The following is a 21,065-nucleotide window of genomic DNA, read 5'->3' as shown; positions in this document are numbered from 1 at the left end:
CTTATGTGCTGGAGCGGTGAAGCCTCGGCGGCGCTGGCAATCGTTGGTATTTCAACCACCGTCTACGCCGCATACAAGAAAGAACCGGCGCCATTGTGGATGGCTCTTGGCTATTTCTCGTCAATGGAGCTTTTGCAGGCCTTCACTTATTCGGTGATTGACCAATGCGCACTGCCTTCAAATCAGGTCGCCACCCTGCTTAGCTATTTGCACATCGTATTTCAGCCCTTTTTCATCAACATGCTGTCGATGTATTTCATTCCAGATGCTGTGCGGGTCAAGATTCAGTGGCCGGTTTATACGGTCTGTTTTGCATCGGCCATCGTCATGCTTTTGCAGCTTTATCCGTTCGCATGGGCAGGATCATGTCCACTGGGTGAGGTGCTGTGCGCAGAGCGCCTTTGTTCAGTGTCCGGTAATTGGCATATCGCTTGGGAGGTGCCGACGAACGGCATGCTGAACTTTATAACGGTTGATTCCTGGGCCTCTTTTTTGACCGCTTATCCCACTTATTTCATCGCAGCGTTTGCAATGCCGCTTCTTTACGGGTCATGGCGCATCACGATCTATCACTTCCTGATCGGACCACAGTTGGCCGTTCTGCTGACCAACGACCCTAACGAAGTGGCCGCTATCTGGTGCCTGCTATCAATCGGCATCCTGCTGCTTGTCGTGAAAACACCCATAAGACGCTTCATGTTTGTGAAATCTTGGTGGCTTTGGCCAAAACAAAGCGCCTGAAGCCGAAGCGCTTTGTGATCAGGCCATACCTTTGGACCGCAAAAGCGGCCCGTCCTACGGATGCGCCGCGCTAAGGTCAGGCTCATTTCGATTTTAAGTGCCCACGCTAACCTGCATCGGTGCGCAAGACTTAGGAAGCGGGCAAGCTGCGCAGGACAATCCACACAATTGGCCTGCGCATCTGAAGGAAATCACCGCGTTCGGGTGCCAAAGCAATTTGGCACCCGTCATGAAATGCCATCCTTCACACAGCGCCCGGCCCGCAAAATCTTGCCAAGTGCGCCCCGCGCAGGCCGCCCACCCCCGCCCATTCAAAGAGGTTTCTATGTCAATATTTTCCAATACCAGCGATCGCCTTTCCGTCCTTGCAAACTTCGGGACGGACCCAGGTTCGCTAAGTGCCGACATCTACGTGCCAAAGAACTTCCCGAAAAACGGACCGCTTGTGGTGGTGCTGCATGGCAGCACCCAGTCACCAGATGACTACGATATCGGATCCGGCTGGTCCACGCTCGCCGAGGAGTGCGGGATCGCGCTGCTGTTTCCGGGGCAAAGACTGACCAACAACATGATCGGCAGCTTTAACTGGTTCGAGACAGGCGACAGCCAACGCGGCGAAGGCGAGCCTTTGTCTATTCGTCAAATGATCGGCCAAGTCGTCGATGATCATGCCGTCGACCCGTCGCGTGTTTTTATCACGGGGATGTCGTCGGGCGGTGCCATGACATCGGTGATGCTGGCCACCTATCCAGAGGTCTTCGCCGGAGGGGCAATCATCGCAGGGATCGCCTTTGGCAGCGCGACCAACATGATGGAGGCGGTCATGCGCATGAATGGTTTCGGAAGCCCATCGGACAGCCGCCTAGATGCGCTTGTCCAAGGCGCGACGGACTTTGCAGGGCCTTGGCCGACGATCTCGGTCTGGCAAGGCGATAGCGATACGACCGTCGCCAGTTCCAACGCCGCGTCTATCGTCGCGCAGTGGCAGCAAATTCACAAAGTCGCAGACAAGCCGACCCGTGTTGAGACCGTTGACGGCTTTCCGCGCAAGGTCTGGTGCGACGCGGACGGGCGCGTGGTGATCGAGGAATTTATCATCACGTCCATGGGCCACGGCACGCCGATCAGCGCAGATGGCGTTGAGGGGTTGGGGGAAGAAGGCAAATACATGCTAGAGGTCGGCATCTCTTCCACCCGCCACATCGCTGATTTCTGGGGTTTGACGCAAGGCGGCGGCGCAGCCACGGACACCCCCGAAGTGGACGACGCGGCTTAGGCCTAGACCTTTGCCGGGCATGTTTCCGCGTCCAAAGGGCGCGCAGGCATGCCCGGTGTCAGGGTTGCGCGCTGTCCGGCTGTAAATCCGCAAGCGTTTTGCGGTCAAAGGCATGAACTGACATCTTTTGGCCTTCCCGCACCACCTGTTCGCGCAGCCCTGCAATCGCGACACGCGCCGACAGGGGAAAAGACTTTTCTAACATCGCAAGGGTTTCACAAAGGCGGGTGACGACATCCGCGTCGGCCATGCCATAGCGTGCAACGGACGCGAAGGCCCGGCAGCTAACTTCCCCCAGATTTACGACGTCGGTCAGGATACGCAGCTCGCCTTTATGGTCGAACCGCATGGGCGACGGAATGTCCCGGGTTGCCAATAGTTCAAAAACTTGTCCCAACCGGTCGATACAATAAAGCGCGGTCGTGGGATCATTGATGCCGGGCGACAGGGACCGTTGCGCCAATTCCACGATGCGGCGGATGGCGAATTCCAGATCCTGATAGGATGTCCGGTCGCGTCCGATGACGACCGCACCGCGCAAATCCTCGTCGATTTTGTCCGACACCCGCGCCTTTGGATAGGCTGTCATCACACTCGTGCCTTTGGTGACGAACGCGCCGGGGCGCGCCGCAATCCGCAGAACAAGATCATGTTTCACAGCGATCCGCATCAGCACGTCGCCGCCGATGCTTTGGATATACCCATCTGAATCTGCAGATATTTGTCTGCTTTGCGCATCGAAATCGTCGGGCAAAGTCTGCTTAACAGCATCGGCTGGCGGCCCGTCACCCAATCGTTCGGGAAAGACATGATCGACGGCGGCGCAGCCTTCGACAGCAAGTTTTTCCAGCAGTGTTTCGACGCGGATCGACGTCGCGATGTGATGGATAAAGTAAAGCAAGACAGCCACGCTTGCCGCGGCCATCAGCACGCCAAAGGCCACCGCAATATGCGGGACAAAGCTGGACCCTTCGGTGCCGCGCACGGACCGCAGCACGAACAGGCAATACAGAAACGTGGCGATGAAGGTCCCCAACACGATCTGGTTGCTGCGATCCCGCATGAAGTTGCCCAATGTCCGCGGGCCGAACTGGGATGACGCCAGCTGCAAAGACAGCATCGTGATTGAAAAGATCAAGCTGGCCACCGTGATCATGGAACTGGCGATCACCGACAGCATCGCGCGGGCCCCTTCGGGTCCGAACGTATAAAGCGCGCCGGGATTGTCGTTCTGGGCGACGTCGCGCAGGACATCCACCTCGATCAACACAAAGGATAGAACGACGGCAAAGACCGCCATGACGGCAGGCAAGAACCAGAAGCTGGCGTTAAGCCGTCCCCAGAATGCCGTGACACGCGTAAGTGAAAATGACGCTGCCATACGCAACTCCTTGTTTTTAGACGGTCTATAGGATCGAAAAGCAGCAAGTTTTAGAGGCGGCCTTGGCCCTGCCCCGGCGCGGCCCACCAACGCCGAAAATCTGATTTCGCATCGTTCACCGTGCGGTGCCGCCATCATCAATGACTTTGGCGCATCCGGTTCCTGACGCGATCACGGTATCATGCCGGACAGGGACCACACTGATTTCGATCAAGCCGCCCCCGCTTTCATTGTGTCAGGGCGGCGTTTTCTGGATCAGCGGCTGTGGGCGTCCAAACCAAGACTGATCTCGATCAAGGCCGGGTCAGTCATCCTGTCGTAACTCACTTGAATATGCGGCGGCGCCTGTGCCGGCTTCGACAATCCATTGCCTGCCTTGGCGTGGAACACGAACGGCCCACGCAGGACCACCGGATTATCTGCTGGCATGATGTCCAATCATCGCGCTGGCGTTTCTTCGCCCTTCAAAGGAGCAATTCAATGCCTATTCACCGCGTGGATTCGGCCGACACATCCAGTCTTTTGGATATTTACGCAACTGAGGCATCGCAAAACAGCCTGCCAAAGTATCGGATACCGGACGGGCGCACCGAACCGCGTGCGGCCTACGCCCTGATCCGCGACGAGCTTTTGCTAGACGGGAATGCGCGCCAGAACCTTGCGACGTTCTGCACAACTTGGGTCGAGGATGAGGTCAAGGCGCTGATGGCGGACGCCATCGACAAGAACATGATCGACAAGGACGAATACCCGCAAACCGCCGAAATAGAAAAACGCTGCGTGCATATCCTTGCCGACCTTTGGCATGCCGAAAGATCGCGCGAAACGATAGGCTGCTCTACCACCGGGTCGAGCGAGGCGGCTATGCTTGGCGGGTTGGCGTTCAAGTGGAAATGGCGCAAGCGCCGGGAGGCCGAGGGCAAGGACGCGAGCAAACCCAACATCGTGACCGGCCCCGTGCAAATCTGTTGGAAGAAATTCGCGCGCTATTTCGACGTCGAAATCCGCGAGGTACCGCTAGAAGGTGACGCGCTTGGGCTAAAGCCTGAGGACCTGCGCAAATATTGCGACGAAAACACAATCGGTGTTGTGGCTACGCTGGGCGTCACCTTTACCGGCGTTTATGAGCCTGTCGCGGCCTTAGCGGCTGAACTTGATGCGATGCAGCGCGACCTTGGGCTGGATATTCCAATTCACGTCGATGCGGCCTCTGGCGGGTTTATCGCGCCGTTCATTCAAAAAGACATCGTCTGGGATTTCAAACTGGACCGAGTCCGGTCGATCAACGCGTCGGGCCACAAATACGGTCTGGCACCGCTGGGCGTGGGCTGGGTGATCTGGGCGACGCAGGACGATCTGCCCGAAGAGCTGATCTTTTATGTCGATTACCTTGGCGGCAACATGCCCACCTTTGCGCTGAACTTTTCCCGCCCGGGCGGCGAAATTATTGCCCAGTATTACAATTTCCTGCGCCTTGGCATGGAGGGATACACCGCTGTCCAGCAGGCCTGTTCGGACACGGCCCAATGGCTGGGGGAACAGATGGCGGCAATGGATTGCATCGAAATGGTCTATGACGGCCACGGCGGCATTCCGGCCGTGGCGTACAAACTGACGGACGCGGATCACGGCTATACGCTGTATGATCTGTCGGACCGGGTCCGCATGGGCGGATGGCAGATCGCGTCCTATCCGCTGCCGATGAACCGCAAGGACACCGTCGTTCAGCGCATCCTAATCCGGCACGGGGTCAGCCGCGATCTGGCGCAACTGCTGCTGGACGACATCAAGCGTGCCATCGCGCATCTAAAGGAAAACCCGGTTCCGAACTCTACCGCGAAGCCCGGATTTCACCATGATTAATGCGAAAACTGATCGCAGCGTGATCTTGAAACGGGCCATCTGCGGCGCGGGCCTGCCGCTGATCCTGTCGGCCAGTGCGGCGGCGGCCCAAGACGCAGACACCGGGTCCGGCGGGGTCATCGGGCAGGTGTTCGATACGATAAAGCCGGTGACAGAGGCTGGCGTTCACGGCTTTTTCCAGCTTCTGGACAACCAGCCCATCGCGTTCATTCTGTTGTCGCTTGCGCTGGGAACGCTGATCGGAAAATTCAGCTTCAAGACTATCTCTCTGGGCTCAACCGCTGGCACGCTGCTTGTCGGGGTGTTGGTGTCGATGACCGCGCAAGCGGCCTATGACATCACCTATTCGATCCCCAGTATCCTGTCGTCGTTCATGCTGCTTTTGTTCATGTATGCGCTGGGGCTTAAGGTCGGCCCGCAGTTCTTTTCCGGGCTGCGAAAGGGCGGCCTGGCGTTCCTTGTGATCGGTTTCACCGTCTGGATTCTGAACTGGGTCATCTGCTTTTTCGGGGCCAGTATGGCCGGGCTTGCACCGGGCTATGCCACCGGTTTGATGTCGGGCAGCTATACGATCACAGCGATCTTGGGCGTCGGTCAGGATGCCCTGTCCAGCGGTGCCTATGTTCCCCCCGATGGCACCTCGGTCGAGCAGGTCGGGGCCAATATGGCCGCCGCCTATGCGATCAGTTATGTCCTGTCGACCGTGCTGACCATTTTGCTGATCCGCTATCTTCCGCGCATGTTCGGCTATGACGCCATCGCCGAGGCGAAGCAGGCCGAAGAGGATTTCAGCGGCGGCGCGAAAGACCCGGTGCCGGGCGCGCCCGGTGCGCTGACCATGGGCATGACATCCGTCGGCGTCCGCGCCTTTGCCGTTAGCCACAAGGATTTCATCGGGCGGACTCTGTCGCAATTGGCAGAAGACTTTCCTGCCGTGCCCATCCTGCGCATCGTGCGGGACGGCACGATTTTGGACATGACCGGCAATCCCGCCGTGCAGGAAAACGATATCGTCACGGTGCGCGCCGATGTCGAGGATCTGATGGGCAAAGAAATCAAGCTTATCGGCCCCGAATCAAGCAATCCGCTGGCCCGCAACGTCCCCATCGAGGTCGCCGATGTGCATGTGGGATCGCACAAAGTTTCGGGCAAAAGTCTGGCCGACTTTGGGGCGCATCTGTCGGGCGGCGTTACGGTGCAGGCACTGTTCCGCGCGGGCACAGAGCTGCCGCTGGGTCCCAAAACCGACGTTCGCTTTGGCGACGTGCTGCGTCTGAACGGCCCTGATGTCGCCATTCAGCAGGCGGCAAAGCAACTGGGCGGCACCGCGATCCTTTTCACCATGAAGACAGAGGTCCTCTACCTCGCGCTGGCGATGTTGCTGGGGTATCTGGTCGGGATCATCTCGGTCACGATTTCGGGCATCCCCTTTGCGTTCGGCACCTCGGCTGGCGTGATCATGGCGGGCGTGGGTGTCAGCTATTTGCGCAGCCGGAACCCCAGTTTTGGCGGTCCCGTCAATGAGGGCGCACGCAGCTTTCTGCAAGATTTTGGCCTAAACGCCTTTGTCGCCGTGCTGTCTGCCAACGTCGGTCCCAAGGTCATTTCGGCCTTGGGCGGTGATACGATCCTTTGGCTTGCGCTGATCGGCATTGCAGGGGCGCTGATCCCGCCGCTTGTCGCATTTTGGGTCGGGATCAAGATCTTTGGTCTGAACGCGATCATCTCGGACGGGGCGGCGGCCGGTGGGCGCAATAGTACGCCCAGCCTGAACGCAATCATGGAAGAATCCCGCAGTTCCGTCGCTGCCGTGCCTTATCCGGTCAGCTACGCGTTCACGACCGTTCTGGCGTTGATCGGTGGATATTTTTCGATGATCCTGTCCTGATGGATTTGGCCCGTCGCCCTGTCCGGGCGGCGGGTGCAATCACGCCGCGACCTTTCAAATGAAAGGAAGGACCGTCAGCGTGATTAAATCGCGGTCAGGCGTAGGCACCCGGGCCATTTTGCTTGTATCAAAGGGCGAAGCCAATTGGTCCTGACACTGGGGCACCCCCGGATCAGCACCCGATAAAGAAACGCGTCTTGCACGAAGACCCCGCTTGAAAGCTATGTCCCTGACCACGCCGCAGATCCTGATCTTCGCAATCCTCGTCGCTATGATGGGACTGTTCCTATGGGGACGGTTTCGCCATGACGTGGTCGCCCTCACGGCCCTTTTGGCCTGCGTGATCGCGGGGCTTGTTCCGTCCGGCGTGGCCTTTGCGGGCTTTGGCCATCCGGCGGTCATAACGGTGGCCTGTGTCCTTGTGCTCAGTCAGGGGCTGCGCAGCACCGGCGCGGTTGATTGGTTGGCGCGCAGCATTCTGCCACGCGATGCCGGGCGGATCACAACCCTGCTGGCGTTGATCGGGCTGGGGGCCGCGCTGTCGGGCTTTATGAACAACGTGGGCGCGATGGCGCTTTTGATGCCCATCGCAGTGCAATTGTCGGCCCGTTTGGATCTGGCACCCGGACAAATCCTGATGCCGCTGGCCTTTGGCACAATTTTGGGCGGCATGACCACGCTGGTGGGCACGCCCCCCAACCTGATCGTTTCCGGATTTCGCGAAGAGGCCGGGCTGGGGCAATTTGCGATGTTCGACTTTGCGCCCGTTGGAATCGCGGTTGCGACCCTGGGCGTTCTGTTCGTCGCGTTGATCGGTTGGCGTCTGGTACCTGCGCGCAAATCTGCCGCTGGCACAGGTTTCGACACTGGCACCTATCTGACCGAGGTCCGCGTCCCTGACGGTGGCAAGGCCGTCGGCCTGACCCTGCGCGATTTCGAGGCCGAAATCGAAGACAGCGGCGCACAGATTATCGGTCTAGTGCGAAACGAAGTCCGACTGACCGCGCCCCATGGCTTGCGCCGGATCAAGGCGGGCGATGTGCTGGTGCTGCAGGCCGATGTTGACGCACTGGCCGAAGCGCTGTCCGTCTTCGGCATTCAGCTTGAGGCGCAGAAATCAGCTGCCGATGAAAAAGACGCACCGGCAGACGACGCGTCCGAAAAGGCACCGCATAAGGTGATGGCAGAAGCCGCCATCCGCACTGCTGAAAAAGTCGAGAAGACCGCCGAGAGCGATGAGAGCGATCAGCGTGACGAGGACATCGTGCTGCGCGAACTTGCCATTTTGCCGGGTGCGACCATCGCCGGGCAATCAGCCAGCGACCTGCGCTTGCGCACGCGCTACGGGCTTAATCTGCTGGCCGTGTCCCGCGAAGGACAACAGCCGCAGGCACGCCTGCGCAAGCTAAAGCTGAAATCCGGCGATCTGCTGCTGATGCAGGGCCCGGCCGAGATGATGTCCGAATTCATTAACGACACGGGCTGCGTCCCCCTCGGAGAGCGCGAGCTGCGCATCCCCGACAAACGCATGGCGATCATTGCGGGCGCGATCATGCTGGGTGCAATCGGCCTTGTTACGTTGGGCCTGCTGGCTGCCCCCGTGGCCTTTGCCCTTGGGGTTCTGGCCTCGATGGTGTTGCGAACGGTTCCGTTGCGGAAAATCTATACGACAATTGACTGGCCGGTCATCGTGTTGCTGGCCGCACTGATCCCGGTTGCGGGCGCGATGCAGACGACCGGAGCCGCCGACCTGCTGGCGCGTTTTTTGGTCGAGGCGATTGCGCAGAGCAACCCTATCGCCGCATTGGCCGTGGTGCTGATCACCACCATGTTCCTGTCGGACGTCATGAACAATGCCGCCACCGCCGCCATTCTGTGCCCCATCGCCCTTGGCATCGCCGCGACCCTTGGCGTCAATCCGGACAGTTTCCTGATGGCTGTGGCGATTGGCGCATCCTGCGCCTTTCTCACGCCTATCGGCCATCAGAACAACACGCTGATCCTTGGCCCCGGTGGTTTCCGCTTTGGCGATTATTGGCGCTTGGGACTGCTGGTCGAGTTGATCGTGGTCGTCGTCAGCATACCGCTGTTGTTGATCGTCTGGCCCTTGTAGGTCGCGCTTTCGTCAAACGCAGGCGGTCGATGTTTTGGAATTACATCTTCTAGAACACGATTCTATCGGACACCTGCCGGCGCAAACAAAAAGGGCCGCGCCATGATGGCGCGGCCCTTTTGGGTTCGCTTATGCGCGGGTTACAGACCCAGCGCTTCGCGCACGCGGGTCAAGGTGGCGGTCAGCAGTTCGGGGTTGTTCTGCGCGCCTTTGATTGCGGCGGTCAGCGTGGTTTTCTGCACCATCGACAGATCGCTCTCGTTCAGCCGTTCGATGACCGCGTCGGCGTCAAAGCCTTCTGGGGTCAGCAGATCGGCCAGCGGCGCGTTCGCCTCTGGCGCGGCGCCGGGCGTGACAGTGCCGTCGGCTTCCACAGTGGCATCGATGGCCGCGCCATCTGTGGGGGCCTCTGTGACTGCTTCTTCCGCAACTGGCGCTTCAGCAACTGGCGCTTCAACAGCCGGGGCTGTCATTGCCTCTGCCGCATCGGTGGCCGCGTCTTGGGCCGCGTCGCCTGCGTCTTGGATCATCGCAGCGGCGGCGTCATTCGCCTCTGTCGCCATTGCGCCCGCAGTCGCAGCGGCGTCGCCTGCAGCGGCTTCCACTTCGGCAGCCGCATCAGCGGCGGCGTCTTGCGCGGTGGCGGCAGCGCTGGCGGCCTCGGCGACGGCGGCAGTTGTTGCCTCGTCAGCGGTGGCTTCCATTTGATCAGCAGCGGTTTCGGCCTCGGTCACAGCGGTATCAGCAGCATCGGCGGCAGCATCAGCGGCATCAGTCAACGCATCGCCTGTCGCAGTTGCAGCTTCATCAGCAGCGGCTGTCGCGGCGTCGGCTGCATCATTTGCGGCTTCGGCTGCGTCAGCGGCAGCCTCGTCCGCTGCGGTTGCGGTGTCATCTGCTGCGCCAGTCACGGCGTCGGCGGCATCGCCAGCAGCGTCGCCGATTGCTGCGGCTGCGCCTTCGGCAGCAGCGCCGACGGCAGCGGCCCCTTCGGTCAATGCATCGCCTGCGGCAGCGGCATCAGGCACATCAGTGCCCACGACAGCCTGCGGGTCTTGGCCCTTGACGAAATATTCATAGCCGAAAAAGCCCAAAATGGCTGCAATGACGATGATCACGATGGCGCGCATGGCAAAATCCTTCTAGTTTCGCGGCAAGAATGGCCGCATTCCCCTGTCAGATGCGGGGCGCGCGGCCTTGCGTCAAGGTGAACTAAACCAAATCAAGCTCATTCTTGCCGTTTCACGCCGCTTTGCGCCTTGAAGCATAGGGCGCAGAGGATTAGGTTACGGCCACCCCCTTAAATGACTAAAGGATGAAGACCATAGGACGCAGACCACATAACGCACCCCCGGTGCGTGAGACCGGCCCCCGTATCAACGAACGCATCCGTGGCGGCGATATCCGCCTGATCGGCGCTGAAGGTGAGAACGTAGGTGTCGTGAGCCCAGAGCGCGCGCTGCAGATGGCAGAAGAAGCCGGGCTGGATTTGGTCGAGATTTCGCCCAACGCCTCTCCGCCCGTCTGCAAGATCATGGATTTCGGCAAATATAAGTACGAGACCCAGAAGAAAGAAGCGGAAGCGCGTAAGAAGCAGAAGATCATCGAGATCAAGGAAATCAAGTTCCGTCCGAACACGGACAGCAATGATTACGAAGTCAAGATGCGCAACGTGTTCAAGTTTCTGGAAGGCGGCGACAAGGTTAAGATCACCCTGCGCTTCCGTGGCCGCGAGATGGCCCACCAAGAACTGGGTCGCCAGCTGCTGGAACGTGTTGCAGAAGACACCAAAGAGCACGGCAAGGTGGAAAACTTCCCCAAGATGGAAGGCCGCCAGATGGTCATGCTGATTGGCCCGATGCCGAAGTGATCGCACTGTAGACCGATATCAGGCCCCGGGGGATTCTCCGGGGCCTTTTTCATGGGCACCGTCATGGCCTCTACTTGGGTGCAGCATGCCGCCGCTCGCCGGTTCCAGAACACAGGCAGCGTGGTTCAAGCGGCGCGAGACGCCCAAACGAAATAGGCCCGCGCATCGCTGCACGGGCCCTTCTTTTGCCGTCAAACAAACTTAGCCGTTTGTCAGCAGCTCCGAGATGTTGCGCACAGCCGCGCGGCGGTTGGCCCGCTCGCCAGCCTCTGTCTGGATCTTCAGAAACTGCTCACCATAACCTTGGGTGACAAGGTTCTCTGGCGGCACCTGAAAGTACTGCGACAGGGCCAGCGCGACAGTTTCGGCGCGGCGGTCGGACAGGGACAGGTTGTAGCCGGCATCACCGACGGCGTCCGTGTGACCCTCGACCAAGAAAATGGCCGACGGGTTCTGCGCGACGATCTGACGGATCGCACCGCCCAGCGCTGCCAGTTCGTCCGCTTGGCTTTGCTGGATCGCGGCAGAGCCGGTTTCGAAGGTGATCGCGGCCAGTTCAACCTGCGGCGCAAGGGCGCGGACCTGGCGGATGTCGCGGACCTGTTCCAGCGAATAGCTGCGGCCAGTTTGTGCCAGCAGGCTGGCGGACAGTGCTGCTTCCAACGCGGCCTGATCGCTCAGCGCGACAGGATTGGTTGTCACCTCTTGCGGGACTGGCGGCAGGGTGGACACTTCGACGGGCACGCTGGTGCGGTCCAGATCGTCGATCAGCTGCACTTGGGTGCCATCGACGCGGGTCAGCGACCGTCGCAGAACGGTGCCGTCAGCGGCGCGGATCGTGGTCACAACGCTGCCGTCTTCACGGGTGATCGTCGTCAGGGTCGAACCGTCGTCAAAGGTGCGCGACGCAACCTGAGAGCCGGCCTGGCGCAGCAGCACGTCGTCGTTTTTCAGTACGCGCAATTCGCCGTCACGCTGCACGACCACGCGGTCGCCAGAGTTCGACACCACCTGGTCGCCGTTCTTCAGGATAGAGCCGACGACGACAGCGCCAAGACCAAGTGCTAGCGCCTTTTCAAAGGTGGACAAGCCGCCTTTGCTGGAGTCCGCAGTTGCAGTTTCAGTTGTGGCTGGGTCCGTTGCGGCTGGCGCTTCGGTCGTGGCGGCCGTGACTTTGGTATCAAAGTCCTCGTCCGCGCTCCTCACGTTATCTTCGGTCACCTCTTCGGTCACGACCTCTGGATCGGCGGCCATATCAGGCTGCTCACCGCTGGCTGCAGCTTCTGCGGCAGCAGAACCCTGACGCGCAGCTTCACGCTCTGCCGTACGGACGGCCTGCTCTTCTGGCGTCAAAGCCGGCTCTGCTGGCGGTGTTGACGTTTCAGCAGAGGTATCAGCAGCGATGGTGGACTCGCCGTCAGTGGCCGCTGGCGCAGTTGCAGTGTCAGCGGTCGGGGCGACGGTCGCGCTTTGCTCAGCGGGTGCCTCTGCAGGTGCCGCTGGCTCAACTGGGGCCTCGGCAGCAGGCGCAACTGGCGCTGCTGCTTCTGGCTCTGCCGGAGTCTCCTCTGCGGGCTGCGCCGCGATCGCGGCAGCGGCTGCTGCAGCGTCCGCAGCGGCCTGATCCGTGGCTTGATCAATCGCCTGCTGGTCAACGGCTGGTGCCTCAGGTGCCACTTCAGGCTCTACTTCTGGCGCGGGCTCAGGTGCCACTTCTGGCGCTGGCTCGGCCATTGTTTCTGGCGCGACCTCTTCCGCGACGTCGGGCGCTGGCGCTTCGCTCACCTCTGGTTCAACCGGGGCGTCCGCCACGGGCGGCTCTTCAGCTGCAGGCTGGGCCTCGGGTGCTGGGGCAGCCTCAGCTGCAGCCTCTTCCGCTGCCTGCGCCGCTTGATCAGCTGCTGCCGCGTCAGCAATCGCCTGATCCGCCGCCGCTTGATTAGCCGCAGCCTCATCCGCTGCTGCTTGGTCCGCGACCGCCTGATCGGCTGCGGCCTGATCGGCAGCACCCTCTACCGGCGCGTCAGCAGGCGCATCAGCCATGCCTTCCTCAACGGCCGGAGCTTGCGTATCAGCAGCAGTCGCCTGCGCCAAAGCCAGTTCTTCACCGCCAGCCTCTGTCGCCTGTGCCATCGCATCAGGACCGCAAACCGGGCCCGCTGCCGGATCAGCCTGCGCCGCATCGCCGCCAGCTTGGGTCAAACCATCAATCATGGCCCGCGCCAAAGCGTCAGCACCATCAACGGACTGACCGTTGGCAGTCACGCAGGGAAACGGTGCTTCTGGCGTTTGGGCAAAGGTAGGTGTTGCCAACGACAGGCACAAAACGAGAGAGGTCGTGGACTTGAGTGAAATGGATCGCATGGAGGTCCTCCGCAAAAACTGACCCGGTGATCCGGGTGTTGCAAATGAAACCACCGGGTGGTGTTCCGCGTTCCGGGGCAAACACAGGCTATGGCGGATTTCCGCCGACACTTAAGCCTTCATCAAAGCGCGCACTGCGGATCAGCAGAACAAACCTCGCCGCTTCTCCCCCTTCTTCTGGTCAAAAATACCTCGGGGGAGGCGCAGCCGGGGGCAGAGCCCCCTCCAACCTCGCATTTAACCCTCTCGACGCGCGTCAGTCCGCCACCCGCCGTGGCCGCGGGCGAGAGGGGATTTCTTTGAGCAAACCGCCCACCCCCATTGCGGCGATGTCGTCCGGCGTCACCGCCACACCGCACAGCAGACGCTCTAGCACCCAGTCCGCGCCGTTCAGCGCAGGGGACCGCGCACAGCCGGGCAGCCCGATCACAGGCCGCCCGCCCAGCGCGCCGATGAACAGCAGGTTTCCAGGATCGACGGGCATCCCGAAATGCAGCACCTCGCCGCCCGCCTGCCGCAGCGCTTCGGGGGCGGTGTCATGCAGATCAGAAGTGGCAGAGCCGGTCAGGATGCAGATCAGCGGCGCATCGCAGGCGGCCAGCGCAGCGGCGATCGCGGCGCTGTCGTGGTCCACCAAGTCGCGCCCGGCAAACCCCACGCCAAGACGGTCCAGACGGATGCGCAAAGACCGCTCTCCCTTGTCCCCAAGATCGCGGCCTGCGCGGGTCTCAACCAGTGCAACGCGGTCAATCTGCGGGTGGTGCAGCGCGATTGCGCCCTGCCCGGCGGCGCACGCGGCATCAAGGTCGGCTTGCGGCACGGCGTAGGCGATAATCTTGATCGTCGCGACCAACCCGCCCGGCTCCATCCGGTGCAGGTCCGGCACGGTCGCCACGGTGATCATCGGATTGATGCGGTTCAGCGCGTGTAGCGCTGCGGCGTCCAGCGCCGCTAGGCCCGGTGTGTCGGCGATCACATTGACGCGGCCCGTCGCAGCGGTGCCAAGGCGCAGGCCCGGCGCAGCCCCGACCAAGGCCGCGGCCAAGACGGCGGCGGCTGTATCTTCGCCCACGTCGCCGGGGTCCAGTTGCGCCACGGTGATCTGCGTATACCCAGCTGACGCTAGCGCCGTCAGGTCAGATCCCGTCAGCACATGTCCTTTGGACAGCACCAGATCGCCCGCGACTTCGCGGTGCGCAAGGATCGCGCCCAGCGCACCTGCAACGGGGACAGGGCCGAACCTCATTGCGCGCGGCGCAGGGTCGCAATGACCTGCGCCATTATGCTGACGGCGATCTCTGCCGGGGCGCGGCCACCAAGGTCAAGGCCGACGGGGGCGTGGATGCGGGCGATGTCAGCCTCGGAAAAACCCGCCTCGGTCAGGCGCAGAACGCGCTTGGCGTGGGTGCGGGTCGAGCCAAGGCAGCCAAGGTAGAACGCCTGCGATTTCAGCGTCTGGATGATCGCGGGATCGTCGAGTTTGGGATCATGGGTCAGGGTCACAACCGCCGTGCGCGTGTCAGGTGCCAAGGTTGCCATCGCCTCGTCCGGCCAGTCCTCTATGATCGTCTCGCCGGGGAAACGTTCGGCAGAGCCAAAGGCCCCGCGCGGGTCGATCAGCACGGGGTCATAGCCGCAGGCACGGGCCATGGGCAGGAGCGCTTGCGCGATATGGACCGCGCCCACGACGATCATGCGCAGGGGCGGATTGTGGATCGCGATAAAGGTCTGGCCGTCCTCTTCGAACCCAGAACGGTCAAGGCGAAAGCGGTCCGGAAAATCGGCGGGATGGGCCAACTTGCGGGCTTGTGCCTGCGCGGCGGTGACATAGGCGATGGGCTGGCGCGCGGTGATGGCGGCGACCAGTTGTTCCAGCAGGTGCACGGGCATCGCCCCGCCCACCGGTTCGACCAACACGCGGATGCGCCCGCCGCAGGCAAGGCCGACGGCAAAGGCTTCGTCATCGCTGACGCCGTAATCCAGCAGGCGCGCATCGCCGCTTGGGATAGCGTCCAGCGCTTCCATAATCACGGCCCCTTCGACGCAGCCGCCAGAGACGGAGCCTTCCATATGGCCGTCCGCGTCGATGATCAGCAGCGATCCCACCCCGCGCGGGGCAGAGCCCCACGTTTCCACCACGGTGGCCACCGCCACAGCGCGGCCAGCGCGGTGCCAATCAAGGGCGGTTTGAAGCAGGTGATGTGACATGGGGCGGACCTTACTGGGAATTGGTGGCGCGGGTGAAGGCAAAGGGGCTGGGGGATGGCTCTGGCGCGGGATTGCGCAGGGCGGCCATCAGGCGATTTTTCTCTCCTGTATCATCGGGGCGGGACAAGGCTTCTGCAAGTCCTTGGAGCGACGCGATATTGTGACCCGCGCGCAGGCTGGTGACATGGGGCAGCATGGCAGCGATTCCGTGAGCTTTGGGCGCAAAGCCATCCCAGCGCAGCAAGGGGTTCAGCCAGATCAACTGGCGCGATGTCAGGGACAACCGCTGCATTTCGCGGCCCAGATCAGCGTCTGGGTCCCGGTCAAGGCCATCAGTGATCAGCAGCACCACCGCCCCCTGCCCCATAACGCGGCGCGACCAGTCGCGATTGAAGTCGTGCAGACACGCGGCGATGCGGGTGCCGCCTTCCCAGTCCTGCGCCTCTGCCCCGGCCGCTTGCAGAGCCGCATCCACGTCGCGGGTGCGCAGGTGGCGGGTGATATTGGTTAGCCGCGTGCCAAAGGTGAAGGCATGAACCTGCGCCCAGTCCTGCCCCTTGGCGTTGGCGACCCCGTGGACGAAGTGCAGCACGGCGCGCGAATATTGCGACATGGAACCAGAGATATCGCACAGCACCACCAGATTGGGATAGCGGGTGCGCTTTCGTTTGGTTTTCAGGTCGGCGATCTCTCCTCCCTTTCGCATGGCGGCGGCCTGCGTGCCGCGCCAATCGGGAATGCGGCCCGGCAGCGCCTGCGTGCGGCGCGATGGCAGGGGTTTGACGGGAAGTGCGAGCGCGGCGAGGATCCGGCGGGCGGCGTGCATTTCCGCAAGGCTCATCTGTTCGAAATCGAGGGTGCGAAGCCGCTCTTGCGCTGAAATGGTCTGACTGGCGTCAATATCGAGCAGCATCTCGTCCTCGGGCTGCTCTTCTTGCTGGGGCGTATCGCGCTCTTGCCCGTCGAGCAGCGCCTCTGCCGCGCGTTTTTCAGCGGCCACGGCCGTGCGGTCTTCGGCCACGCCCCGCACCATAGGCGACATCATCGCCATCATATGTTCCATAAAGCGCGGATCGCGCCAGTACAGGCGAAAGAGTTGCGAAAAGACGGCGGATTCTTCGCGTTTGGACACGAAGCAGGCGTGAAGGGTCCAGTAAAAATCGCGCCGTTCGCTAAAACCCACCGCCTGCACCGCGCGGATCGCATCGACGACACGGCCGGGGCCAATGGGCAGGCCCGCCCGGCGCAGGGCACGGGCGAAATGGGCGATGTTGTTGGCGAGTTTGGGATTGTCTGGAAGTTCCAGATCGGCAAGTTCTACCACGTGGCCTTGACTGGGGGTTTCACACCCCCAGACCCCCGTGACATATTTTTATTCGGGTGAAAGATCATAGCGGCAGGGCGGCGCGGGCGTCGTCGAGGATTTGTTTGGCTTTGGAGCCTTCGATCTTTTGGATGTCGTCCTGGTATTTAAGGATGGCACCGAGGGTATCGGCGATGACCGCGGGGGACAGGTCGATCACGTCGAGAGCGAGCAGGCATTTGGCCCAGTCGATGGTTTCGGCGACGCCGGGTTTTTTGAACAGGTCTTCTGTCCGCAGGCGCTGCACGAAGGCGACAACCTCGCGCGACAGGGTCTCTGCCGCCTCTGGTGCGCGGGCGTGAAGAATGTCGAGTTCGCGGTCGAAATCGGGGTAATCGACCCAGTGATAGAGGCACCGGCGTTTGAGGGCGTCGTGGACCTCTCGGGTGCGGTTCGAGGTCAGGATCACGATGGGGGGCGTTGGTGCCTTGATTGTGCCAAGCTCTGGTATGGTGACTTGGAAGTCAGAGAGGGCTTCGAGCAAGAACGCCTCGAACGGGGCGTCGGTACGGTCAAGTTCGTCGATCAGCAGGACGGGCGCGCCGCCGGGTTGGGGGCGCATGGCTTGTAGCAGGGGGCGCTCTATCAGGTATTCTTCGGTGAAGAGTTCGGCCTTGAGTGCGTTGCGGTCGGTACCGCCGGAGGCTTCTGCCGTGCGGATCGCGATCATTTGTTCGGCGAAGTTCCATTCATAAACTGCTGATGCGGCATCTAAGCCCTCGTAGCATTGCAGGCGGATCAGGCGGCGGCCCAGCGCAGCGGACAGCGCCTTGGCCAGTTCGGTTTTGCCGGTGCCGGCCTCTCCCTCTAGGAACAACGGACGGCCGAGCTTGAGGGCCAGAAAGACGATCGTCGCCAAGGCGCGCGGGCAGATGTAGTTTTCCGCCGCAAGTGCGGTTTGCACGTCATCAATCGTATCGAACATTGCCAGTCCCCCCTTGGCCGCAACCATCCCATCCAACCTGCACCGCAGGGGGGCCGCGTCAAGCGGTGCATTGCGGGCCTACGGCCAAGGTCGTATGTTTTGGCGAAATAAGCGGCGGCCGCGCCAAACCTAAAAACGGGCTTATCGCGCCCCTATTTTTGCCGCATTAACCTTGCAAACAGGTCAAAATCGACAGGTGCCTCGCACCGCGACAGGAGAGCCGACATGACGGATCACGCGCTACGCTTCAAAACCGAGCTCAAAGGACTGGAGGCTTCTGAATGGTATGAAGCCCTAGAGGAACTGGTGGAAGAGCATGGATCCTTCACGCCGCTGGGCCGCGATCATGTGGCGACGTTTCTGGATGCAGGGCCCAAGTTGCTGGTCACCTTCGAGCATGCCGAAGAGGTGCAGGAACTGAACGACGCCGCCCCGCGCGGCTTTGCCTTTACCCAGTGCGAAGGCTGGTCCCATTTGGCAATCATCAGCCGCGGGGACAGCTGGTTTCGCGATCCCGCGGTCTATCGCTATATTGACCGGCTGATCGACGACGGCTTCTTTGAGGATTTCGAGGACGTCTTGTTCTTTGGCGCGCAGGCGGGCGGTTATGCGGCCGCCGCTTATAGTGTGGCCGCCCCCGGCGCGCGCGTCTTGGCGCTGCGGCCGCAGGCGACGCTTGATCCGACCACGGCAGGCTGGGACAATCGGTTCATCGCGCAGCGGCGGCTGAACTTTACCGATCGCTATGGCTATGCCCCCGATATGGTCGACGCGTCCAAGCAGACCTATATCGTGTTCAACCCGCAGCAGCGCTTTGATGCGATGCATGCGGCGCTGTTCACCAAGCCTAACGTCACCATGCTGCGTGTGATGGGGCTGAATGGGCGCCTTGATGTGATGTTCGACACGCTGGGCGGGCTGGACGATATGATCCGTGCCGCAATGGCAGGAGAGCTGACACCCCAGCGGTTTATTCAGGCCTTGGCCGCGCGTAAAACCTTTGCCCCCTATCTGCGCAATCTGGTCCGCCGGGCGCGCGATTCGGGCCATGCGCGGTTAGCAGCCGTCGTCTGCCGCACCGTCTTGGACGATGGTCATGACGCTTTTTTCATCAGACAGTTGCAAGACATGGGCGAGCCGCTGCCTGAAGCCTACCAAAAAGACGCCGTGCGGGCCTAAACGGGGCAGCTATAGCGGGCCAAAGATCTGGTCAGGGGCGGGCCTTGGGTGTATGCCCGCCCTATGCCTGACCAAAAAATCACAGACCTGACCCTGCGCCGCCCAGACGACTGGCACCTGCACCTGCGTGATGGTGCGATGTTGCAAGCCGTGTTGCCGGAAACGACGCGGCATTTTGCCCGCGCCATCATCATGCCAAATCTGGTGCCGCCTGTCGTTACAGGCGATCAGGCGCGCGCTTACCGCGACCGCATTTTAGCCGCCCGGCCTGCGGGCAGCGATTTTGTGCCGCTGATGACGCTTTACCTGACCGAAGAGACTGACCCGGACGACGTCGCCGCCGCCCACGCGGCCGGTTTGATCGCCGCGGTGAAGCTTTATCCGGCTGGCGCGACCACGAACTCTGCCAGCGGCGTGCAGGATTTCGACAAAGTGCGCCCGGTGCTGGACCGTATGGCCGAAATCGGCCTGCCCCTGTGTGTGCACGGCGAAGTCACGGATAGTAGCATCGATATCTTCGACCGCGAGGCGACGTTTATCGACCGCATCCTTAAGCCGATGCGCAAGAAGAACCCCGACCTGCGCATCGTGATGGAGCATGTCACGACGCAGGACGCGGTGGACTACGTGCGCGATACGGCCAAGAACCTGGCCGCGACGATCACGACCCACCACCTGATCATCAACCGCAACCACATCCTTGCGGGCGGGATCAAACCGCATTTCTATTGCCTGCCCGTGGCGAAACGCGAAACCCACCGCATTGCGCTGGTGCAGGCGGCCGTGTCTGGCGACAAACGCTTTTTCCTTGGCACGGATTCCGCCCCGCATACCGACGCGGGCAAATTGCAAGCTTGCGGTTGCGCCGGGATCTTTACCGCGCCCAACACAATGTCCTGCTTGGCAGAGGTGTTCGAAGCCGCAGGCGCGCTGCGCCAACTCGAAGCCTTCACCTCTTTGAACGGTCCCGCGTTTTACCGCATGGCCCCGAACGAGGGCACGATCCGCTTGGTCAAAGGCGATCCCGTGTCCTACCCCGCCCAGATCGACACGGCAGATGGCCCCGTCACTGTCTTTGATCCCGGCTTCCCCCTGCATTGGCGCGTGACCTGAAGACTATTCACTGACGTCTTCGCGCCCCAAAACTTTTCGCCCCCACCGAACAAAAGGTTTTCGACATGATCCCCACCGGCTTTCCCGCAAAAGACGAAATCGCCCGCCTGACCGCTGGCATGTTGCTGGAAATCGGGGCTGTCGATTTCAACACCAAGACGCCCTTTACCCATGCCAGCGGCAAGCAGGCCCCGACCTACGTCGATTGCCGCAAGCTGATTTCCTACCCCCGCATCCGCGCCACACTGATGGATTTCCTATCCGTCACCATCATGCGCGAAGTGGGTTTTGAGGCATTCGACAACATCGCCGGCGGCGAGACGGCAGGCATCCCTTTTGCCGCCATGGTCGCCGAACGCCTTGCCCTGCCGATGACCTATGTGCGCAAAAAGCCCAAAGGCTACGGCCGCAATGCCCGCATTGAGGGCGTGATGACCGAAGGCCAGCGCGTTTTGCTGGTCGAGGATCTGACCACCGATGGCGGCTCTAAACTGTCCTTCGTCGATGCGATCCGCGACACCGGGGCCACCTGCTCTGCCACCGCCGTGATCTTTTTCTACGGTATCTTTGAGGGCGTAGAAGAGCGTCTATCGGACCACGGCGTGCAGCTTTTGCACCTGTGCACGTGGTGGGATGTGCTCGAAGTCGCCCGCGCGCGCGGCAGCTTTGACAAGGAAACCTTGGACACGGTTGAAGCCTATTTGCGCAACCCGGCGGGTTGGGCCCCCGGCGTGATGGTCTAAGCAATCCAAGCGAAAATTCGCTTAGCAATTTAAAAGTT

General features: G+C 61.4%; 17 protein-coding genes. 9 read left to right on the top strand and 8 right to left on the bottom strand.

All coding sequences use genetic code 11. The features are described 5' to 3' along the window. The first annotated feature begins 3 nt into the window (after window positions 1-3). Together KBW81_RS05750 and KBW81_RS05745 are read left to right on the top strand one after the other, a co-directional pair. Complete coding sequence (locus KBW81_RS05750) at window positions 4-741, top strand: DUF5765 domain-containing protein (RefSeq protein WP_254248303.1); 738 nt, start codon at window positions 4-6, stop codon at window positions 739-741. 325 nt (window positions 742-1,066) lie between these two features. After that, window positions 1,067-2,017 (top strand): extracellular catalytic domain type 1 short-chain-length polyhydroxyalkanoate depolymerase, encoded by a 951-nt coding sequence (locus KBW81_RS05745; RefSeq protein ID WP_254248644.1) that lies wholly within the window; start codon window positions 1,067-1,069, stop codon window positions 2,015-2,017. Window positions 2,018-2,075: 58 nt separating this feature from the next. On the opposite strand, the gene KBW81_RS05740 is transcribed toward KBW81_RS05745, so the two are convergent. Both KBW81_RS05740 and KBW81_RS05735 read right to left on the bottom strand, forming a co-directional pair. Then, a complete protein-coding gene (locus KBW81_RS05740) occupies window positions 2,076-3,398 on the bottom strand; it encodes a DUF2254 domain-containing protein (protein WP_254248643.1) in 1,323 nt (440 codons plus the stop codon). Window positions 3,399-3,653: 255 nt separating this feature from the next. Next, complete coding sequence (locus tag KBW81_RS05735) at window positions 3,654-3,827, bottom strand: hypothetical protein (RefSeq protein WP_254248642.1); 174 nt, start codon at window positions 3,825-3,827, stop codon at window positions 3,654-3,656. 51 nt (window positions 3,828-3,878) lie between these two features. Here KBW81_RS05735 and KBW81_RS05730 point away from each other — a divergent pair, with 51 nt between their 5' ends. From KBW81_RS05730 to KBW81_RS05720, 3 genes are all read left to right on the top strand, one after another. Further along, window positions 3,879-5,261: a glutamate decarboxylase gene (locus KBW81_RS05730; protein ID WP_254248641.1), complete on the top strand. Its 1,383-nt coding sequence runs from the start codon at window positions 3,879-3,881 to the stop codon at window positions 5,259-5,261. Beyond that, window positions 5,254-7,149, top strand: coding sequence for an aspartate:alanine exchanger family transporter (locus KBW81_RS05725; RefSeq protein WP_254248640.1), 1,896 nt, complete (start codon window positions 5,254-5,256; stop codon window positions 7,147-7,149). The genes KBW81_RS05730 and KBW81_RS05725 overlap by 8 nt, the downstream gene beginning before the upstream one ends. A 223-nt stretch (window positions 7,150-7,372) precedes the next feature. Continuing rightward, window positions 7,373-9,262, top strand: a complete 1,890-nt coding sequence (locus KBW81_RS05720; protein ID WP_254249009.1) for an SLC13 family permease — start codon at window positions 7,373-7,375, stop codon at window positions 9,260-9,262. 140 nt (window positions 9,263-9,402) lie between these two features. On the opposite strand, the gene KBW81_RS05715 is transcribed toward KBW81_RS05720, so the two are convergent. Next, a complete protein-coding gene (locus KBW81_RS05715) occupies window positions 9,403-10,392 on the bottom strand; it encodes a hypothetical protein (RefSeq protein WP_254248639.1) in 990 nt (329 codons plus the stop codon). Window positions 10,393-10,616: 224 nt separating this feature from the next. Here KBW81_RS05715 and infC point away from each other — a divergent pair, with 224 nt between their 5' ends. Beyond that, window positions 10,617-11,132, top strand: a complete 516-nt coding sequence (gene infC / locus KBW81_RS05710; RefSeq protein ID WP_254248638.1) for a translation initiation factor IF-3 — start codon at window positions 10,617-10,619, stop codon at window positions 11,130-11,132. A 201-nt stretch (window positions 11,133-11,333) separates the two neighbouring features. Here the strand turns inward: infC and KBW81_RS05705 are convergent, their stop codons facing one another. The 5 genes from KBW81_RS05705 to KBW81_RS05685 form a co-directional block, all read right to left on the bottom strand. Then, on the bottom strand, window positions 11,334-13,496 hold the full coding sequence (locus KBW81_RS05705; protein WP_254248637.1) for an OmpA family protein: 2,163 nt from the start codon (window positions 13,494-13,496) through the stop codon (window positions 11,334-11,336). A gap of 256 nt (window positions 13,497-13,752) precedes the next feature. Continuing rightward, window positions 13,753-14,742, bottom strand: coding sequence for a molybdopterin-binding protein (locus KBW81_RS05700; RefSeq protein WP_254248636.1), 990 nt, complete (start codon window positions 14,740-14,742; stop codon window positions 13,753-13,755). Further along, window positions 14,739-15,704, bottom strand: a complete 966-nt coding sequence (locus KBW81_RS05695; RefSeq protein ID WP_254248635.1) for an XdhC family protein — start codon at window positions 15,702-15,704, stop codon at window positions 14,739-14,741. Before KBW81_RS05695 ends, KBW81_RS05700 begins: the two co-directional genes overlap by 4 nt. A 10-nt stretch (window positions 15,705-15,714) precedes the next feature. Then, complete coding sequence (locus KBW81_RS05690; protein ID WP_254248634.1) at window positions 15,715-17,028, bottom strand: vWA domain-containing protein; 1,314 nt, start codon at window positions 17,026-17,028, stop codon at window positions 15,715-15,717. A 64-nt stretch (window positions 17,029-17,092) separates the two neighbouring features. Then, window positions 17,093-17,992 (bottom strand): AAA family ATPase, encoded by a 900-nt coding sequence (locus KBW81_RS05685; RefSeq protein WP_090184590.1) that lies wholly within the window; start codon window positions 17,990-17,992, stop codon window positions 17,093-17,095. A 225-nt stretch (window positions 17,993-18,217) separates the two neighbouring features. Here KBW81_RS05685 and KBW81_RS05680 point away from each other — a divergent pair, with 225 nt between their 5' ends. The 3 genes from KBW81_RS05680 (at window position 18,218) to KBW81_RS05670 (ending at window position 21,027) form a co-directional block, all read left to right on the top strand. After that, window positions 18,218-19,171, top strand: coding sequence for a hypothetical protein (locus KBW81_RS05680; RefSeq protein WP_254248633.1), 954 nt, complete (start codon window positions 18,218-18,220; stop codon window positions 19,169-19,171). 63 nt (window positions 19,172-19,234) lie between these two features. After that, entirely contained in the window at window positions 19,235-20,284 is a 1,050-nt protein-coding gene (gene pyrC, locus KBW81_RS05675) for a dihydroorotase (protein ID WP_254248632.1), read from the top strand. Between the two features lie 65 nt (window positions 20,285-20,349). Further along, window positions 20,350-21,027: an orotate phosphoribosyltransferase gene (locus tag KBW81_RS05670; RefSeq protein WP_090184159.1), complete on the top strand. Its 678-nt coding sequence runs from the start codon at window positions 20,350-20,352 to the stop codon at window positions 21,025-21,027. Window positions 21,028-21,065 lie beyond the last annotated feature (38 nt).

The organism is Loktanella salsilacus, from assembly GCF_024206795.1.
In the GTDB taxonomy this organism is placed as follows: Bacteria; Pseudomonadota; Alphaproteobacteria; order Rhodobacterales; family Rhodobacteraceae; genus Loktanella; species Loktanella salsilacus.
The sequence above is the reverse complement of the archived record's forward strand: the minus strand, read 5'-3'. Positions and strand labels throughout refer to the sequence as shown.

What these genes read in the sequence shown, in the direction of transcription:
- KBW81_RS05735 (WP_254248642.1), bottom strand. Translation starts at nt 3,827, where the DNA reads ATGCCAGCAGATAATCCGGTGGTCCTGCGTGGGCCGTTCGTGTTCCAC.
- KBW81_RS05700 (WP_254248636.1), bottom strand. Translation starts at nt 14,742, where the DNA reads ATGAGGTTCGGCCCTGTCCCCGTTGCAGGTGCGCTGGGCGCGATCCTT.
- KBW81_RS05750 (WP_254248303.1), top strand. Translation starts at nt 4, where the DNA reads ATGTGCTGGAGCGGTGAAGCCTCGGCGGCGCTGGCAATCGTTGGTATT.
- KBW81_RS05715 (WP_254248639.1), bottom strand. Translation starts at nt 10,392, where the DNA reads ATGCGCGCCATCGTGATCATCGTCATTGCAGCCATTTTGGGCTTTTTC.
- KBW81_RS05730 (WP_254248641.1), top strand. Translation starts at nt 3,879, where the DNA reads ATGCCTATTCACCGCGTGGATTCGGCCGACACATCCAGTCTTTTGGAT.
- KBW81_RS05670 (WP_090184159.1), top strand. Translation starts at nt 20,350, where the DNA reads ATGATCCCCACCGGCTTTCCCGCAAAAGACGAAATCGCCCGCCTGACC.
- KBW81_RS05680 (WP_254248633.1), top strand. Translation starts at nt 18,218, where the DNA reads ATGACGGATCACGCGCTACGCTTCAAAACCGAGCTCAAAGGACTGGAG.
- KBW81_RS05685 (WP_090184590.1), bottom strand. Translation starts at nt 17,992, where the DNA reads ATGTTCGATACGATTGATGACGTGCAAACCGCACTTGCGGCGGAAAAC.
- KBW81_RS05720 (WP_254249009.1), top strand. Translation starts at nt 7,373, where the DNA reads ATGTCCCTGACCACGCCGCAGATCCTGATCTTCGCAATCCTCGTCGCT.
- KBW81_RS05740 (WP_254248643.1), bottom strand. Translation starts at nt 3,398, where the DNA reads ATGGCAGCGTCATTTTCACTTACGCGTGTCACGGCATTCTGGGGACGG.
- KBW81_RS05695 (WP_254248635.1), bottom strand. Translation starts at nt 15,704, where the DNA reads ATGTCACATCACCTGCTTCAAACCGCCCTTGATTGGCACCGCGCTGGC.
- KBW81_RS05705 (WP_254248637.1), bottom strand. Translation starts at nt 13,496, where the DNA reads ATGCGATCCATTTCACTCAAGTCCACGACCTCTCTCGTTTTGTGCCTG.
- KBW81_RS05745 (WP_254248644.1), top strand. Translation starts at nt 1,067, where the DNA reads ATGTCAATATTTTCCAATACCAGCGATCGCCTTTCCGTCCTTGCAAAC.
- KBW81_RS05725 (WP_254248640.1), top strand. Translation starts at nt 5,254, where the DNA reads ATGATTAATGCGAAAACTGATCGCAGCGTGATCTTGAAACGGGCCATC.
- pyrC (WP_254248632.1), top strand. Translation starts at nt 19,235, where the DNA reads ATGCCTGACCAAAAAATCACAGACCTGACCCTGCGCCGCCCAGACGAC.